Origin of the sequence: Priestia sp. GS2 (genome assembly GCF_036409025.1) — a bacterium.
Lineage (GTDB): Bacteria > Bacillota > Bacilli > Bacillales > Bacillaceae_H > Priestia > Priestia aryabhattai_A.
On record NZ_JAZGJX010000001.1, the window covers coordinates 1388561 to 1406957 of the forward strand.

8 protein-coding genes are annotated in these 18397 nt (G+C 42.4%); 5 read left to right on the forward strand and 3 right to left on the reverse strand.

Going from position 1 to position 18397, the window contains the following annotated elements; translation table 11 throughout:
* Positions 1-42 precede the first annotated feature (42 nt).
* Both V2145_RS07200 and V2145_RS07205 read left to right on the forward strand, forming a co-directional pair.
* Positions 43-1353, forward strand: coding sequence for a carbohydrate ABC transporter permease (locus V2145_RS07200; RefSeq protein ID WP_330987454.1), 1311 nt, complete (start codon positions 43-45; stop codon positions 1351-1353).
* A 2-nt stretch (positions 1354-1355) separates the two neighbouring features.
* Positions 1356-2198 carry a sugar ABC transporter permease gene (locus V2145_RS07205; RefSeq protein ID WP_025910245.1) on the forward strand — a complete coding sequence of 281 codons (843 nt, stop codon included), beginning with the start codon at positions 1356-1358 and terminating at the stop codon, positions 2196-2198.
* 86 nt (positions 2199-2284) lie between these two features.
* Here V2145_RS07205 and V2145_RS07210 read toward each other — a convergent pair whose 3' ends face one another.
* Positions 2285-4096, reverse strand: a complete 1812-nt coding sequence (locus V2145_RS07210; RefSeq protein ID WP_256993290.1) for a glycosyltransferase — start codon at positions 4094-4096, stop codon at positions 2285-2287.
* A 178-nt stretch (positions 4097-4274) separates the two neighbouring features.
* On the opposite strand from V2145_RS07210, the gene V2145_RS07215 reads away from it, so the two are divergent.
* The gene (locus tag V2145_RS07215; RefSeq protein WP_094910374.1) at positions 4275-4685 is read left to right on the forward strand and encodes a hypothetical protein; all 411 of its coding nucleotides are present in this window, start codon (positions 4275-4277) and stop codon (positions 4683-4685) included.
* Positions 4686-4734: 49 nt separating this feature from the next.
* Here V2145_RS07215 and V2145_RS07220 read toward each other — a convergent pair whose 3' ends face one another.
* Positions 4735-6462 carry a glycosyltransferase gene (locus V2145_RS07220; RefSeq protein WP_330987455.1) on the reverse strand — a complete coding sequence of 576 codons (1728 nt, stop codon included), beginning with the start codon at positions 6460-6462 and terminating at the stop codon, positions 4735-4737.
* Positions 6463-6636: 174 nt separating this feature from the next.
* Between V2145_RS07220 and V2145_RS07225 the strand changes: the two genes are divergently transcribed.
* Positions 6637-7344, forward strand: coding sequence for a glycosyltransferase family 2 protein (locus tag V2145_RS07225; RefSeq protein ID WP_330987456.1), 708 nt, complete (start codon positions 6637-6639; stop codon positions 7342-7344).
* A 42-nt stretch (positions 7345-7386) separates the two neighbouring features.
* Here the strand turns inward: V2145_RS07225 and V2145_RS07230 are convergent, their stop codons facing one another.
* The gene (locus V2145_RS07230; protein ID WP_131887871.1) at positions 7387-8037 is read right to left on the reverse strand and encodes a hypothetical protein; all 651 of its coding nucleotides are present in this window, start codon (positions 8035-8037) and stop codon (positions 7387-7389) included.
* Positions 8038-8188: 151 nt separating this feature from the next.
* On the opposite strand from V2145_RS07230, the gene V2145_RS07235 reads away from it, so the two are divergent.
* Entirely contained in the window at positions 8189-18394 is a 10206-nt protein-coding gene (locus V2145_RS07235) for a tandem-95 repeat protein (RefSeq protein ID WP_330987457.1), read from the forward strand.
* The last annotated feature ends 3 nt before the right edge of the window (positions 18395-18397 follow it).

The window sequence follows — 18397 nt, forward strand, 5'->3', positions numbered from 1 at the left end:
CTTACTATTTTGCTTATTTAGAATGAAAAGGAGAGGCCATACATGGAGCTAAAACATGCTGAAAATCAGCCCGAGCAAACATTTCAAGGTAGCAACCATCGTAAAATAGCGTTAGGATTATCCATCATCCCCGGGTTAGGTCAGCTATATAATCGTCAAATTCTAAAAGGAATGTTGTTTCTTCTACTTACTATTTCCTTCGTTGTTGTATTTAAAGATTTTTTGAACATTGGTTTATGGGGACTTGTGACACTTGGTGAAGTGCTGCCGCGAGACCATTCAATCTTCTTGCTAGTATACGGAATCTTGTCCGTTATTTTACTCGTGTTTGCACTCGGGTTTTATGTTTTTAACTTACGTGATGCCTATAAAAACGGAGAGAAGCGTGATTTAGGCCTACGTATCAGTACGGTAAAAGAGCAATATCACAATTTACTAGATAACGGATTTCCGTATCTCATGATTTCACCAGGTTTTGTTCTTCTTGTTTTTGTTGTCATTTTTCCAATTTTGTTTGTTATTTTATTAGCATTTACAAACTATGATCTCTACCACTCACCGCCAGCAAAGCTTGTCGATTGGGTAGGATTTAAGAACTTTATTGATATGGCAACGGTGCCAATTTGGCGAGAAACGTTTATCAGCGTGTTTGCATGGACGTTAATTTGGACATTTGGCGCAACAACCCTTCAAGTAGCATTGGGTATCTTTTTAGCTATTTTAATTAATCAAAAAGATTTAAAAGGGAAAGCAATTATTCGTACTGTATTTATTTTACCTTGGGCGGTACCAGGCTTTGTTTCCATCCTAGTGTTTGCAGGAATGTTTAACGAGACCTTCGGAGCGATTAATAATGACATCCTCGCTTTTTTAGGAATTGAAGGAATAAATTGGATGACGGAACCACTTTGGAGCCGAGTGGCTTTAATTATGATCCAGACGTGGTTAGGATTTCCGTTTATCTTCGCAATGACAACAGGTGTGCTTCAATCAATTCCAGAAGAGTTGTACGAAGCGGCAACGGTAGATGGGGCAACGGCTGTTCAAAAATTCACGAAAATTACGTTACCGCTTGTTCTTTTTGCAACGGCACCAATTTTAATTACCCAGTATACGTTTAACTTTAACAACTTTAACGTGATTTACTTATTTAATGCTGGTGGACCTGCGGTATCAGGTCAAACAGCTGGAAGTACAGATATTCTAATATCATGGATTTATAAGCTGACGATGACGACTCAGCAATATGGAAAAGCTGCAGCCATTACAATGTTATTGTCAGTGATTGTTATCACTGTTGCGCTATGGCAATTTAAGCGCACAAAATCATTCCAAGAAGAGGATATGATGTAACTATGAGTATAAAAACAAAAAAAACCATTCGTCTCACTTTATCATACGCAGTTGTACTAGTTATGTTTGCCATTATCTTGTATCCAATTCTTTGGATTATTGGTTCGTCTTTAAATCCCGGAGATAGCTTGTCTGGTTCAAAAATGTTTCCGGAAAACGCTACGTTCAAGCACTATGCAGCTCTATTTGATACGAGCCAAAGTAATTATTTAATCTGGTATGCGAACTCGTTGAAAATTAGTATTTCAACCATGATTTTATCTCTTATTTTAGTTAGCCTAACCGCTTATTCATTTTCTCGCTATCGATTTGTTGGAAGAAAAAATGGATTATTAACGTTTTTAGTGTTACAAATGATTCCAAACTTTGCAGCATTAATTGCTATTTTTGTGCTTGCGACGGTTACAAAGTTAATTGATACACACCTTGGGTTAATTTTAATCTATGTAGGTGGAGCTATTCCAATGAATACATGGTTAATGAAAGGGTATTTAGATACGATTCCAAAAGAGCTAGATGAGTCCGCAAAGATGGACGGAGCTGGGCATCTTCGTATCTTTTTCCAAATCGTTATGCCGTTAGCCAAACCAATCATTGCTGTTATTGCATTATTTACGTTTACAGCTCCGTTTGGAGATTTCATTTTAGCAAAGGTATTGCTTCGTTCAGGCGAAAATTACACGCTGGCAGTTGGTTTATATGATATGATTTCAAGACAATTCGGAAATCAGTTTACAGCTTTTGCGGCAGGGTCTGTACTCATTGCCGTTCCGATTGCTCTTTTATTCCTAGTTTGTCAAAAGTACTTTATCTCAGGCTTAACAGCCGGAGGGACAAAGGGATAATTATGTGAATCTTAATCGTATAGGAATGCACAGCTTCCTTATATGAACATCAACACAAATAAACAGGCACAGTGAAATGTGCCTGTTTATTTGTGTGCATCTTGTAAAAAGGAATAGCATGCTTTTTCAAATGCTGCGACGCTGTTTGAAAGCTGCCATCTTTCAGCTTCTTGTTCACCGTTATTTTTCAACTTTGCAAGGAGTGCAGGATCTTGAATTAAGCGGATGATATCCTCACCGAGTCGATTTTCATACCGGTAAGACATTAAGCAGGTTTCTTCATGACGGCCGTATTCGGTATTTCCACCGGCATAGACACCTACGATTGCTGCACCGCACTTCATGGCTTCAAGCCCCGGTAAAACAGCTGTTTCATAAATGGAAGAAGTCACAAAAATATCTGCTCGGTTGTAATAAGCGCACAGTTCATAGTCATCTTTTGGAGAATAGAATAAAAAGCCTTCCTTATTTCGCAAGTCTTGTAACATAGGAGACTGAGCAAACTCATTTGGTGGACAAATCAGATTGATTCGTACACTTGGAAACTGTTTTTTGACAACCTTTAGTTGCTCAATTAAATAATCCTGGTCACGCTGCCAAGAATATCCACCTTCTGGTATCCTCACAATAGCAGAGATTGTGAGCGGTTTTCTTTTATTGGATAATGACAGCTTTGAAAAGTTAGGATTTACATAAATAGGAATATGTTCACCTTTAATACCATGAAGTAATGAGATTAATTCTTGCTGGTAGCGTGAGATAACAAGCAAATAAGGTGTTGTATTGTAAGACTGAAAAGAAACGCTTTGTTCAGGAAGAAACACGGGCTCATAGCATAAGCTAAAGCGCGCGTGAATGCCTTTTCCTTGAGCGCTTGCAGCCGCAGCAGACGGAACGGTTGAGTAGAAGTTTGAGATAATTAAGTCACTGTTTGGATAGTCTTGCTCCGTTATCACAGCACCAGGAGTCCTTGTAATCTTTGCTTTTACGTCATACTCTATGTCACCTTGTGGAGGCATTAAAATGGTTACATTATGCCCTAAATCAACAAGGCCGTTACTAATATCAGCAAGCATGCGCTGAGCGCCACCTTTGCACAGCGTTAAAATAGGAAACGTAATGTTTAAAGGCTTGTTTGCAGGCTGAGAAAAGGACTGCGATGCCAAAGAATTAATAAGACCAGGTGATGAACCTTTTTCAAGCTGTACCATGTTGTTGAGCACGGAACGGTGTGATTCTTGGACTGCCTTAATTTCACGCTCAATTTCTTTTGTATGCTTCTTAGTTCCCATTTCTTCATGAACACGATAGTGAACAAGCGGTTCATTAAGATAATAAAACTCGTAGGCAGGAACGCAGCGCAGCCAGTAATCGTAGTCTTGTGTAAATCGTAGCGTTTCATTAAATAGTCCGAGGGTAGAAAAAACGTCCATTTTCATCATGATGGTGCAGCCGTTAACGCTACAGCCGATTTGAAGGTGCTCAATAAAATCTAACTTCCGGTCAAAATAAACGCCTGCTAAAGGTACAGTAACTTCGCTATTGTTGTTAATAAGTGCGTAGTTTGAATGGCTTATATAGGCGTTATGAGCCTTCATAAAGCGGAGCTGCTTTTCTACTTTATCATGAACAAATAAATCATCAGAGCTCAGCCATGCAAAGTAATCACCAGTTGCATGCTGAATGCCAACATTTAAAGCGCTGGCAGTTCCCCCGTTTTTCTTTTCAATATAGCGAATTCGATCTAAATAAGGAGTCACTTTTTCAGTGTGAATTGTGGAGCCGTCATTAACAACAATTACTTCAATATTTGAATAGGTTTGCTGCAGAGCACTTTCAATTGCTTGTTGAACATAGGAACAATTATAAAAAGGAATAATAATTGATACTTTTTCCATTGCAAATCCCTTCTTCCTGACGTGCTTTAAATTAAGAGCTAGTTACATAGTATGAAAGACAAGTAGAAAAAGTGAAATTACAAGAATTTTGGTAAAAATTGGTTTTTTTGTCCAAGCATAATTTACTATATTTCATATAATAAATTGTCAGTATATTTTTATATAAGGAGGAAACAAATTGAGACCTATTGATGATTTTAATGCAAGTGTACCGAGTAACTTTAATAATAGTTTAGACCGAGCTATTCCAACTATCGGCACTATTGTTTTAGCTGAATTTGGACTGGCAGTTCCTCGTCCAGGATCCACCGTGTTATTAGATTGTACAATTGGGATTCGCTCTTTCTTAGGATTACCCAACATCTTAGTTAGCGTATTACGTGATGGTGGTATTATCGGGTCTGCTCAAATAAGTACGCTGGCAGTAAATGAAATTCGACTTGCTGCATTTCAAATTGTAGATTCAAATGCTCCTGTTGGCTATCATGCGTATACGATTACTGCTGAATTGTTAAATCCACTTTTAACACAAGCACGCGTTACCGGTCCTTTAACGTTTACCGGTACTACAATCGGCCCTGTTTCATAACGTGAACTCCTTCCACTTATTGAAGTTTAGAAAGTGGAAGGGGGTTTTTTTATATTTGAGAGAGCATTTGCTTAAAGTTGGCTGCATATTCCTGGGGTGAAAAGTGCTGAATGATATGGGTGACACCCTGGTGTCGAATCGTTTCACGCAGCGATTTATTGGTAAGGAGTTCTATTCCTTCTTTTACGGCTTCTTCAATGTTACCCAATGTAAAGAATTTTCCAGTTTGGTTATGGATAATAAAACTTTTTACACCGTCTGAATCCGTAGATAAAACGGGACATTTACAAACCATTGCTTCTAATACTGCATAGCCAAATCCCTCTACTTTAGAAGTGGAGCATAAAAATCCTCCCGAATCCCCAATGATTGAAAAATACTCTGCCATTTTGGCATGAGGTTGATTGGCGTAAATAGTTAAATGACTTCTGAGGTTAAGCTGATCAACTAAACACTCAAATGCTTCACGCTCAGCGGGGGTTGAAAGCGTATTGTCTTCGAACATCCAAAGCTTTACATCAGCTGAATGTTTTATAATATGAGATCCAATGCGAAGGAAGTCACGCCAGTTTTTATTGTCCTCAAGCCTTCCTACCCATCCAATAATTGGGGTAGGTTGTTTTGGCAGCGGTTGATAATGGAATTGCCTTGTATCAAAACAGTTATGAAAGCAAAATTGTTGTTTTGAAGACAAATACTGTTGGAAAGCACCGATAAGATGGGGAGTGTTAGGGTATAGAATGGCATCGCTATAGTTTTTAATATAAGAGTGTGCATGACCCTTTAAATAAGCATTCGTATACTCTTTATCTGTTCCTAATCCTTGCACTTCATAAATTAAATGACCTTTATAGCCTAATTGTCGCAGTCTTTTTAAAAGAAGATAATCTGTATTAACGATAATAGCATCATAGTTTTCTTTTGAAATAATTTCTTTTATTTTCACATCTTCATTGGTCACAAATACAGAAGCATTGACTTTGTTTTGGAGGCCCGTTCCAGGCTGTGTATATAAAAAATCACATTGAATACTTGATTCAGATAAAGCGTAAAAGCGCTGCCGGTTTAATGTTTCAACCCCTCCACTTGGAATATAAAACGTAAACAATAACTTTTTTTTGTGTAACTTTACAGGGTTTTCTATAACGTGAGCACCTGTTTCAACACAGCTTTGAACGGTTGTTTCTTCACAAAGCGGCCAATACTGAATCATGTGACCTTTTATGTGATCGATAATAGTTTGATAAAAAGCTTGAATAAGTGGTTCTGTTCGTACGATATTCCATAGTCTAACTTCTTGTAAATCACCTTGAAAGTACCCATATGAAGGGTGTCCACCAAAACAAAAGTGAGGAATGATTTTTCTTCGGCGACTTAAAATTCCCGTTTTAGCTAGGACACCATTCACGTATAAAGAGGGAGTACGGTGATGATAAACGAGCGCTACGTGTGTCCAGCCCTCAATTGAACAAGGATATACAAGCGTTGGTGTAAAATGATCTTTGCCAATTTCATAAACAGAAATGCCATTGGTGCCAACGGAAATGGCAATGAACGCTTCAGCGACTGTAAGAGCTTGATCGTCAGCAGGTGCAATTACAAAAGGTTGATTTTCAAGAGGGGATACGCCGGAGCGACTCTCTTTCCTAAGAGTTTGTTCCTTAGTTGGACGCACCCAAAATTCAATTGTAAACGTATTTGAAATAGCATCAGAAGTTGGTGGACTCGCTTGTAGCTGTTCATTACCAGAAAATGATGCGTAAGAAGAGTGAAGCATATGAGAGGACCTCCTCTTTTCAATTTGTGCATACAAGTACGCGTTTTCATTTCTTTCATGCTATTTCATACATATATGATGAGGAAAAGGTTTATGTTCATTATCGATAAAAACTCTGTATAATCACGTATTTGTTTCGATTTCATAGGGTAGTAAAAAGGAGTGATTTATAAAGTGTGCAAAGTATCAGTTATCGTACCTTTTTATAACTGCGCCTACATTGATCAAGCTCTTGATAGCTTATTGAAGCAAACATATTCAAATGTCGAAATTATTGTAGTGAACGATGGAGCAACGGAACATTCTGATAGAATCAGCCCTTATCTGCATCGTATTATTTATATTGAAAAAGAAAATGGAGGAACGGCTAGTGCTTTAAACGTAGGACTTCGTCGCGCTTCTGGAGAATATATTTGCTGGTTAAGCTCAGATGATGTTTACCCAGCGAATAAAATTGAAGATCAATTAACATTTATGCTTAAAGAGAATGCTTCTTTCTCATATACAGATTATCACTTAATTAATAAAAAAGGTGCGATTACATCAAGGTCAATTGGAGTTTTTTATGAGAGTCGATTACGAATGCTTCAAGAGATGAGTAAAGGAAACTTTATCAATGGATGTACCGTTATGATAAAAAAAGAAGTGTTCGACCGCGTAGGTACGTTTAATGAAACTTTACTTTACACTCATGATTATGATATGTGGTTAAGAATTATTAAGCAGGTTCCAATCCACTATATTGATAATCCGCTTTTATATTACAGGGTTCATGAAAAAATGGGAACCATGCGCTATGGCAGGACCATTAGAAAAGAAGTTAAACGCGTAATTTCTTCTCATAAAAGTACAATGCAGCAAGCGATTGCCAAAGAACAATAAAAGAGCACTGTTTCTTAGTTGGAAACAGTGCTTTTTGGTATGCTAACAGCTTTTGTGTTTACAATGACTTGGCTGTAAATCTTCCCGAGGGGTAATGTAAGATCCCTCAATTTCAATTGTTTTAGTATAGCCACTGGTAATGCTTTGACAGATACTTACTTCTACACGAAGTTCTTGAACGTTGTTAATGCACGAAGGTGTAACGTTAAACTCAACGCTTGTTACGTCAACCTGAATAGTTGTATCTAGAGGTGCATAAAGATATACGGTTTCTCGAATCGTAAAGGGGATTGGATTAGATTTGCAAATTTGCCCAGTTGTTTTATCAACGAGCGTCAAAAGATATTGCCCTTGTTTTTGAATTACTGCTCGATGGAGAACGGGACAGTTTTCTTCGTCATTCAAGCGTTTTTTTGAGCGCGTCATTGAATTCGTTAATTCAGTGATAGCTATGCCGCGCTCGGGTGAGATTGGACATCCATTTTCATCAACAATCATTGCTTCAATAAAGAAGCGATTGCGCTGTAACAGAAGGTCGCATAAGTTAATGCCGCTAATAATTCCGTCTGTTCCATTACTTCTAAAGACGTCTAGCGCACCCTCGTACTTCTTTTGAATCCAGTCATAAACGTGAAATGCATTTACACAATGAGTTTGGCGAGAGGATAAAGAGGATGACAATGCTTTATTCATTCCTTTCTACTAGAATCTATGAGTTAGTATACTCAACTTGCGGTAGATTGTGTGCTGGGTAAGTGTCTTGGTTTTTTCTAATTTTTAGGAACATTTTGCAAAAAACTTTATATATTGTTAAGTGTATTTTAGAAAATGAGGTGATAATACTGTGCCATATATTAATCGGTTTTTAGGGAATGCTAACGGGGCCATTACTTTTACTGGAAACACCTTTGGTCTCAGTAAGCAAAACAACGTTAACGCCCCTGGAACTGCTCATTCGATTGGAACTTTTTTTAGCGCGAATGCAAGCTCCGTCGATGGGTCTTATCCATTAGGTACTACGGCTGATTGGCGCCAAAATTCTTCAAGTGCGGTTTTACGTTTACCGTCTACAACGACACGAATTTTATATGCTGAATTAATTTGGGGCGGCTTGTATACGTCAACGGATGAAAACGTCAGCGCGTTTATTAATAATTCGATTACGTTTCGCACGCCTTCAGGGAGCTTTACGGTTGCGCCCGATACGGCTACCCGCTCCACGTTAACGGCATCTCCCAATCTCTTTTATGTACGAAGCGCAAACGTGACGAATTTAATAACCACCGCCGGTACGTATACGGCTCTTGGTGTGCCTGGTACGCAAGGTGATAGAGATAATACGTTAAATTCAGCAGGATGGACGCTCGCCGTTGTGTATGAAGATCCGCTTCAGCGCTCCCGCAATTTATCGATTTTTGTTGGAGCAGAATTAACGAGCGGAACGGGAAGTACAACCGCAACCGTTTCAGGGTTTGGTACGCCCGTGACTGGAGCAGTAAATGGGAGATTGCTAGTTAGTTCCATTGAAGGTGACTCCATTATTACAGGTGATCAGCTCTTATTCGGTCCAACTACCGCAACGCTTCAAGCCGTTTCAGGTCCTAATAATCCGATTTCGAATTTTTTTGCATCTCAAATTAATAATGATGCGGGAACGATTGATACGTCCGGTACGTTTGGCAACGTGAACCACCCTGTAGGCACGAATATTTCCGGAGCGCGTCAAGGGTGGGACATCACTAATATTGACGTGTCATCAAGGTTGCAAAACAACCAGTCAACGGCAACGGTTCGAGGAAGCACGAGCGGCGATACGTATGTGATTAACTCGTTAGGACTTCAAATCGATATTAATGCGCCTGTTTTTACGATTAATAAAATGGCTAATGTCGCATCTGCACGAACGGGAGATCTCGTTGCGTATACGGTAACCGTTCAAAATACGGGAACAGCAGCGGCTAATCTCGTGGTGGCAACCGATGCATTATCAGATGCGACTGATTTTGTTCCAAACAGTTTATTTGTAAACGGAGCACAGCAAACCAACGTCGATATTCAAGCTGGGATTTCGCTCGGGACAATTGCGGTCAACCAAACAGTGACGCTCACGTATCAAGTGCGCGTAGCGGGACCGTTAACAAACGTTACCCAGTTGTCAAATCAGCTGTTTATACAATATCAGTTTCAAAGCACTCCTGGAAATACCGTAACGGGTTCTGCAGCATCAGCAGTTAATACGATTGCGGCAGTTAACACGCCGCCGACTGTTCCGGATTATACGGTCACAAATCCTGAGGATACGCCGGCAGTTGGGCAAGTAGTAGGTTCAGACGTAGATGGAAATCCGCTCACGTATCAGCTAGGAACGGCGCCAACCAACGGAACCGTTAGCGTGAATCCAAACGGTCAGTTTGTCTATACGCCAAACCCAAACTTTAACGGAACCGATACTTTTACCGTCATAGTTAGTGATGGTCAAGGTGGTACAGCTACTTCAACCGTTACCATCATTACTACGCCTGTAAATGACGGTCCGGTTACGCAAAATTATGCAGTGCAAACAACAGAAGATACCCCGTTAAACGGTCAAGTATTTGCAACGGATGCTGATGGAAATCCGCTGACGTTCACCCTACAGGATTCACCGACGAACGGGACGGCAATTGTCAATACAGACGGCACATATACGTATACGCCAACTGCCAATTTCAGCGGAACCGACCAGTTTACAGTATTGGTAAGTGATGGGCAGGGAGGCACAGCCCTTTCTGTTGTTACAGTTACAGTCATTCCTGTAAACGATCCACCAACTGTTCCAAACTATTCTTTTACAACGCAGGAAGATACGGCAGTAGTTGGAGCTGTTGTAGGAAATGATCCAGACCAAAACCCGCTCACATATTCTCTTCAAACACCTCCTGCAAACGGAGTAGCGGGAGTAAATGCAAATGGGAACTTCATTTATACACCAAATCCGAACTTTAACGGAACGGATGTGTTTACGGTGTTAGTAAGTGATGGATTAGGAGGGACGGCAGTTTCCACCGTTACCATTACTGTGTTGCCAATCAATGATCCACCAGTGACTGGCGATTTATCATTTACGATTAACGAAGATACGACGCTTTCAAATCGGGTAACGGCAACCGACCCAGACGGAGACCCGCTGACGTTTAGCTTGCAGAATGCGCCCACTAACGGAACGGCTTTGGTAAACGCAGACGGCACGTTCACGTATACGCCAAACTTAAATTTTAATGGAACCGACGTGTTTACCGTTCTCGTAAGCGACGGTCAAGGAGGCACAGCTGTTTCTACAGTGACGGTTAATGTGCAGCCGGTCAACGATCCGCCAACGGTACCAAACTATACGTTTTCAACGCAGGAAGATGCGTCGGTTGTTGGAACCATTGTTGGAAATGATATTGATGGAAATCCGCTGACGTATACGCTACAATCTCAGGCAGCGAACGGCGTAGCGATTGTGAATGTAGACGGCACGTTTACGTATACGCCAAACTTGAATTTTAATGGAACCGACGTATTTACTGTATTAGTGAGTGATGGTCAAGGAGGCACGGCTGTTTCAACGGTGACCATTAACGTACTGCCAGTCAACGATCGACCGGTAACGGGAGATTTGTTTTTTACAATTTTAGAAGATACGACAATCGCTGGGCAAGTCACCGCAACGGATGCGGACGGCAATCCGCTGACGTATAGTTTGCAAAATGCGCCGGTTAACGGAACGGCTTTGGTGAATTCAGATGGGACGTTTACGTATACACCGAACCTCAACTACAGCGGAAGTGATCAGTTCACGGTGTTAGTGAGTGACGGTCAAGGAGGCACTGCCGTTTCAACGGTGTTTATTACAATTACACCTGTAAATGATGGTCCAGTCATACCGAACTATACGTTTTCTACTCAAGAAGACGCATCGGTCGTTGCTAACGTTGTAGCAACGGATGCGGACGGCAATCCGCTAACCTATACGCTCCAGTCTCAAGCAGCAAACGGAGTAGCGGTTGTAAATGCAGACGGCACGTTTACGTATACGCCGAATCTAAATTTTAACGGAACCGATGTATTTACCATTTTAGTTAGCGACGGGTTAGGAGGCACCGCGGTTTCAACGGTAACGATTAACGTATTACCGCTTAACGACCCGCCGGTGACGTCTGATTTAACGTTCACAATTAATGAAGATACGACGATAGCCAATCAGGTTGTTGCGTTTGATCCAGACGGGAACCCGCTCACGTATACGCTGCAAAATCCAGCGCTAAACGGAACAGCGGTTGTGAACGCGGACGGCACGTTTACGTACACGCCAAACCTGAACTATACGGGAACGGACCGCTTTACCGTGCTCGTAAATGATGGTCAAGGAGGGACAGCGGTTTCAACGGTGAACATTACCATTGTGCCAGTTAACGATCCTCCAACGGTTCCAGACTATACGTTTACAACGCAAGAAGATTCTTCTGTTACCGGTGCGATTGTCGGGGTTGATGTGGATGGAAATCTGCTCACATATACGCTGCAAACGCAGGCTGCAAACGGAGTAGCGGTTGTCAACGCCAACGGAATTTTTACGTATACGCCAAACCCAGACTATTTCGGAACGGATGTTTTTACGGTGTTAGTAAGTGACGGTCAGGGAGGCACCGCGGTCTCAACGGTCACCATTAACGTTATTGCGGTTAACGATCCACCAGTAACGGCAGACTTGACGTTTACGATTAATGAAGATACGCCGCTTAGTAGCCAAATTCCAGCAACGGACCCTTCAGGAGATCCACTCACCTTTACGCTCACCACTCTTCCTTCCAATGGGGCGGTTGTGTTAAATGCAAACGGCACGTTTACGTATACGCCAAACTTCAATTATAACGGAACGGATGTTTTTAGCGTCTTAGTATCAGATGACCAAGGTGGCACCGCACTTTCTACAGTCTTTATTACGATCTTACCAATTAACGACCCTCCCGTTGTAAGTGATCATACGATTACAACGACCGTAGACATTCCAATCTTGAGTGCGATTACTGCTAACGATCCTGAAGGCGGAACGTTAACGTATACTCTTAACCAAGCACCAGCGAACGGAACGGTTGTCTTAAATGCAAATGGAACGTACACGTATACACCAAATGCAGGGTTTATTGGAAATGATGTCTTTACAGTACTTGTGACAGACCCTCAAGGTGCGACTGGACTTTCAACGGTTAGCGTGGTCGTTCTGGAAACGAACGGGAATACGACATCGCCTGATGGACAGCTAACAACGCCTGAAGAAATTCCAGTTCCAGGTCAGGTAATTGCAACAAATACGCTAGGAAATCCGCTCACGTATACGGTGATTGATCCACCAGATTTTGGAACGGTTGTATTAAATCAAGCAACAGGTGCTTACACATATACGCCGTTCCAAAACTTTGTAGGAAATGATACGTTTGTTGTGTTCGTAACGGATGGTCAAGGAGGGAACGCGACGTCTTCTCAAGTTATTACCGTGACTCCTGTTAATGATGCTCCAGTTGTACCGAATTATCAAATTACAACAAACGAAGACACACCTATCACATCCGAAGTTATTGCGACCGATGTGGAAGGGAATCCGCTCACGTACTCATTGTTGGTTGCACCAACAAACGGAACGGCCGTAGTGAATCCGAACGGCGTATACACATACACGCCAAACGCAAACTTTAACGGGACGGATACATTGACCGTTCTTGTAGATGACGGTCAGGGAGGAACTGCTACTTCCATCATCACGGTTAATGTTATTCCAATAAACGACCCGCCGGTTGGGCCGAATGATATTACGCTTGTCACAAACGAAGATACGACTGTGCCAGGGCAGGTCGTAGCAACCGACCCTGAAGGCGGCGTATTAACGTATGTGCTTGAAAATGCTCCTGTGAACGGAACGGCCGTTGTGAATGCGGACGGCACGTTTACGTATACGCCGAACTTAAATTACACAGGATTTGATTCATTTACCGTTCGCGTCAGCGACGCGCAGGGTGCTTTTATCATCACAAACGTATTAATAACGGTTGTTCCAGTTAATGATCCGCCGACGGTACCGAACTATTCTTATACGATTAACGAAGATACGGTTTTAAATAGTGAAGTAGTCGGAACAGACGTGGATGGAGACCCGCTGACGTATGAACTAGCAGCTGCGCCCGCAAATGGAACGGTCGTTGTCAATCCAAATGGCACGTTTACGTATACGCCAAATCCAGATTTTACAGGTCAAGATAATTTCTTTGTGAACGTTTTGGATTCAAGAGGCGGCGTTGCAATTTCAGAGATTTTAATTACGGTTGTGCCCGTTAATGATCCACCGATTGCACCGAATTTAATCACAGTTACCACGAATGAAGACGTAGCGGTTGGGGGCGTGGTGAACGCCATTGATCCGGATGGAGATCCGCTCGTTTATGCACTAGAAGACGGACCGACAAACGGAACAGTTGTGGTAAACGCAGACGGAACGTTTGTCTATACGCCAAATCCCAACTTTACAGGTACAGATACATTTACAGTAAGAGTTACGGATGCAGCAGGAGCATTTGCGATTGTGAACGTGCAGGCAATTGTGAATCCAGTCAACGATGCGCCAACTGTTCCTGATTATCAGTTTAGTATCAATGAAGATACCATTCTGTCAAATCGAGTTGTTGGAACAGATATAGACGACGATCCATTAACGTACAGCTTGTTCTCACCGCCGGTTAATGGAACAGCAGTTGTGAATCCAGACGGTACCTACACGTATACGCCAAATTCCAATTTTAACGGAACCGATAATTTCTTTGTTCTTGTGACGGACCCTAACGGAGGGCAGGCCGTTTCCACGATAACTATTAACGTATTGCCGGTGAACGACCCACCAATTGCACCGAATGAAATTGCCATTGTAACGAATGAAGACACGGCAATTACAAGCTCTGTAAACGCAGTTGACCCAGATGGCGATCCATTAGTTTATACGCTTGAAGATGCGCCAACCAATGGCACCGCCGTTGTAGATCCTCAAGGCTCATTTTTATATACGCCAAACCTAAACTATACGGGAGCAGATACGTTTACAATACGCGTAACAGATACAACAGGAAACTTTATTATTGTAAACATTAACGTAACGGTTATCCCAGTTAATGACCCACCAATTGTACCAAACTATCAGTATACCATTCTTGAAGACACGATTTTATCAAACCAAGTAGTTGCAACAGATGTAGATGGAAATCCACTTACCTATACACTTGCTTATCCAGGAAGCAACGGCATAGCGGTGGTGAACGCAGACGGAAGCTTCACGTACACGCCGAACTTGAATTTCGTTGGTGAAGATAACTTTGGAGTGAATGTGAGCGATGGGCAAGGAGGCACGGCTTTATCGGTTATTACGATTACGGTCACACCGGTAGACGATCCGCCAATTGCGCCAAATGAAATCATGATTTCTACGCCGGAAGAAACGCCGATTACCAGTCAAATTGTGGCGATAGATCCAGAGGGGTTGCCACTGACGTATGCAATTGAAGATGCACCGCTTAACGGGACGGTCACCATTAATAATAACGGAGTGTTTACGTATACACCAAATGAGAATTTTACAGGTGGAGATACGTTTACCGTTCGCATTACAGATTCGGGTGGGAACCTTGTTATCACAAACGTATTAGTAACGGTTACACCAGTGCCTCAACCTCCTGTTGTACCAAATTATTCGGTTACAACGATTCAAAATCAAAGCGTAACGGGAAGCGTTGTAGGAACCGATCCAAACGGAGAGCCACTCACATACAGCTTAGGGCAAGGGGCCCAAAATGGAATTGCAACAGTTAGCCCAGACGGTACGTTTATTTATACACCAAACGTCGACTATGTCGGCAGTGATTTGTTCACCGTCACTGTAACAGATACGACAGGATTAACGGCAACATCCATTGTCAATATAACGGTTACACCGGCAAACCGTGCGCCCGTTACAAATGACTTTACCATTAGTATGCCTGAAAATACGTCAATAAGTGGGCAAACACCGGGGTTTGATCCTGATGGAAATCAAATTGCGTATTTCGTATCCGGACCGCCATTTAATGGAATCCTTGTGGTAGATAGCGTCACTGGCTTATACACGTATACGCCAAATCCAGGGTTTGTGGGCGTAGATTCATTTGTTATCCAGCTTCGAGATACAGCAGGCGGCGTCGCAAACTCACTGGGTACTGTAAATGTAATTAGCACAAATAACCCACCTACTGTCAACGACTTGTCAATTACAACTCAGCAAGGAACGCCAGCAACTGGACAATTAATTGGTACGGATCCTGACGGAGACCCAATTACGTTCAGATTAAATTTAGCACCGTTATACGGTAGCGTAGTGGTAAATAGTAACGGAGTATTCACTTATACCCCAAACATTGGGTATATTGGCAACGATAATTTCTCAGTGGTAGTACAGGATACAAGAGGCGGTCAAGGATTTGGAACAGTAAACGTGACGATTACTCCCCCAAATAATCCTCCATTTACCGTATTAGGGTCAAATGTAACAACACTTGTAAATCAGCCTGTAGACGGGGACGTAGCAGTAAATGACCCGGAAGGAAATATTGTATCTTATCAAATTAGCGTAGCACCGCTTAACGGAACAGCAGTTATTAATCAAGATGGTACGTTTACGTATACACCAAATCCAGACTTTGTAGGTGAAGATGTATTTAATGTAGTGGTCACCGATGGTAACGGTACGCAAGGAATTGGGACTGTTGTCGTTACCGTATTAGCATCATCAAGCGCTATTCTTACGATGGATTCTGAGGAATCAGGTGAGTTTAATACGCCAATTAATGGGCAGATTATGGCGTTTAGTACAGCAGGACTTCAGCTGCTTTATACGCTACAAAGTCCAGCTGAAAACGGAACGGTCACGGTCAATCCAGACGGTACCTATACGTATCAACCCGCATTTGGTTTCTTTGGTTCAGATCAATTTACGGTGCTGATCACGGATACAGCTGGAAATACTGCCTCTTCTACAGTTGTTCTTGTCGTTCAGGGTCCCGTTGCTGATCAGCCAATTGTGACGGATCAAACGATTCAAACGATTGAAGAACAGCCGGTGCTAGGCGCTGTTATTGCCATAGACCCGAACGGTCAGCCGTTAACGTATACGCTGCTTGGAAGCGGAGCAGCGAACGGAGCGGTTGTGTTGAATCCAGACGGCAGCTTTACGTATACGCCAAATCCCGGATTTGTTGGGAACGATGCGTTTAGCGTTCTTGTTGAAAATCCACAGGGCTTAACTGCGACAACAACAATTGCCGTCGTTGTATCGCCGTTTCCAAATCAAGTGGTAGCCGAGAATTTAGTGATTAGAACATTAGTAGATCAGCCGGCGACCGGGCAAGTCGTGGGAAGAGATCAGCTTGGACGTCCGTTAACTTACTCGTTAAATACAAATCCGCTATACGGAACGGCTGTTGTCAATCCAGATGGCTCGGTTCTTTATACACCGAACGCTGGCTTTACAGGTCAAGACCAGTTTAATGTACTTGTTACAAACGATCAGGGAGACCAAGCGATCGCGCAAGTAACGGTTGTGGTTGATAATCCAGCAAGTACGATTACCGTTCCTGATACGACGATTCAAACGGTTCAAAATCAAAGCACGCAAGGCGTTGTATTAGCAACAGATTCACAAGGTCGCCCGCTTCGCTATTCGCAAGGATCACTGCCTGAGAACGGAGCGGCAGTGGTCAATCCAGACGGAACGTTTACGTATACGCCAAATCCAGGGTTCTTTGGAACAGATTCTTTTACGGTATTTGTTCAAAACGACCGAGGAGATTCAGCGTTAGGAGTCGTCAGAATTGTGGTTGAACAGCTCCAAGACGAAATTACGGTAGAGCCGCTTACGGTATCGGGACAGCAAAATCAGCCCATTAGCGGTCAAGTAATTGCGACGGATGCGCTCGGACGTCCGCTAACGTATTCCGTCGGTATTGCACCAGCGAACGGAGGGCTCGTTTTTAATCCGGACGGAACGTTTACGTATACGCCAAATCAAGACTTTGTTGGTATTGATAGCTTTACAGTCGTTGTTCGTAATGATCTAGGAGATTCGGTTACGACGGTCGTATCTATTGTTATTGCTAATGTAGATGACGAAGTGACAGCTGAAGATCAAAACGTAACGGTTGTATCCGGGCAAGTGTTGCAAGGGCAAATTATAGCAAGTGACTCTCAAGGTCGCCCGCTCACGTATACGGTTTCTACACCTCCTAATTCAGGAACCGTGGTTTTAACGACAAGCGGTGCGTACACGTATACGCCGAATCTTGGCTTTGTGGGAATCGATCAGTTCATTGTTGTCGTTCGAAATGATATAGGTCAAGAAGCATTTTCGGTCGTCACCATTAACGTGACGCAGGCTGCCAATGTAATTACGGCGAATGATGTTGCGCTTCAAACAATATCAGGAGTTGAAGCGAGCGGTTTATTTACGGCAACGGATACGCAAGGTCGTCCATTATTATTTACACTTCGGACATCACCAGCAAACGGTCAAGTGACGCTGCTTGCTGACGGACGGTTTGTCTATACGCCGAACGAAAACTTTGTTGGAACCGATACGTTCTCCGTACTCGTTACGGATGATACAGGAGCAGCAGCAACTGCCATTGCAACAATTACGGTCGGAGAAAATCAGCCAGATACACCTATTATTGAAAATCAAACATTTACGCTAAACGTCAACGAAACCGTTCAAGCTCAAATTGTTGCCAGAGATCCACAAGGGTTACAGCTTACCTATGGAATTGTAACTCCACCGCAAAATGGAGTTGCGTCTATTAATTCAGTTACGGGTGTAATCACGTATACGCCAAACCCGAATTTTGTAGGAACAGATTCGGTTGTGGTGAGCGTAACAAATAGTGCTGGTCAAACATCAACCGCAACAATTACCTTTACCGTTCAGCGCGGTATAAGTTTTAGATGTTCCATCATTTTCTAAAGA

Bases quoted from the DNA above. Each gene is read 5' to 3' on its own strand.
- V2145_RS07200 (WP_330987454.1), top strand. From the start codon at position 43: ATGGAGCTAAAACATGCTGAAAATCAGCCCGAGCAAACATTTCAAGGT.
- V2145_RS07205 (WP_025910245.1), top strand. From the start codon at position 1,356: ATGAGTATAAAAACAAAAAAAACCATTCGTCTCACTTTATCATACGCA.
- V2145_RS07210 (WP_256993290.1), bottom strand. From the start codon at position 4,096: ATGGAAAAAGTATCAATTATTATTCCTTTTTATAATTGTTCCTATGTT.
- V2145_RS07220 (WP_330987455.1), bottom strand. From the start codon at position 6,462: ATGCTTCACTCTTCTTACGCATCATTTTCTGGTAATGAACAGCTACAA.
- V2145_RS07230 (WP_131887871.1), bottom strand. From the start codon at position 8,037: ATGAATAAAGCATTGTCATCCTCTTTATCCTCTCGCCAAACTCATTGT.